Source organism: Hoylesella timonensis S9-PR14 (genome assembly GCF_000762405.1).
Lineage (GTDB): Bacteria > Bacteroidota > Bacteroidia > Bacteroidales > Bacteroidaceae > Prevotella > Prevotella timonensis_A.
Genome location: NZ_JRPQ01000119.1, coordinates 1 through 657 on the forward strand (window position 1 = coordinate 1; position 657 = coordinate 657).

Sequence of the window (657 nt, forward strand, 5' to 3'; positions counted from 1 at the left end):
TTCGTTGGAAATGAATCGTTCGTTGAACAACCGTGAGAGAACCGTTGAAGAACCGTTCAATTTTACCCCTCTTAACTCGTTGATAATCAGACCCCGTTCCTTATATATCAATAATATCAATAATATCTATAATATCAATAATACGACGACGAAGCGCGCGTGAGATCGCCGACGTCGACGTTTTGTAAAGTTTTTTCAGAAAGGAAATAAATCGTCTGGAGAAATACTCAAGTCGATAGCTGGCGTTGCACGATTAGGCAAGTGAGGTTGCATGATTCGACAGGTTGCGTTGTGCAAGTTGGCAGGTGAGGTTGCACGATTCGACAGGTGAGGTCGCACGAACGACAGCTGACGTTGTTGGAGCATGGAGATAAAGGCACTAAAGTAATGTAATAGTCGGTCTATTGCATGTAGATAGCGGCGTTGTTTACATGCTTTAGAAAAACTCGGAACCCAGAAACTCGTCAACTTGTTAACTCGTCAACTAATCAACTAATCAACTAATCAACTTAATAACTCATCAACTCGTTAACTTGTCAACTCGTCAACTCATTTCTCACTTGACCTAAATCAATTTCTTCAATTTTCTAAAACTTTTCTTCAAAAATATTTGGAAGTTAGTCGTAAAGTTTGTACTTTTGCATCCGCTTTCGAGAA

Annotated in this window: 1 protein-coding gene; it reads right to left on the minus strand. The window is 39.7% G+C overall.

The genetic code is table 11. The features are described 5' to 3' along the window. Window positions 1-195: 195 nt before the first annotated feature. Entirely contained in the window at window positions 196-468 is a 273-nt protein-coding gene (locus tag HMPREF9304_RS14445) for a hypothetical protein (protein WP_156104790.1), read from the minus strand. Between the last annotated feature and the right edge of the window lie 189 nt (window positions 469-657).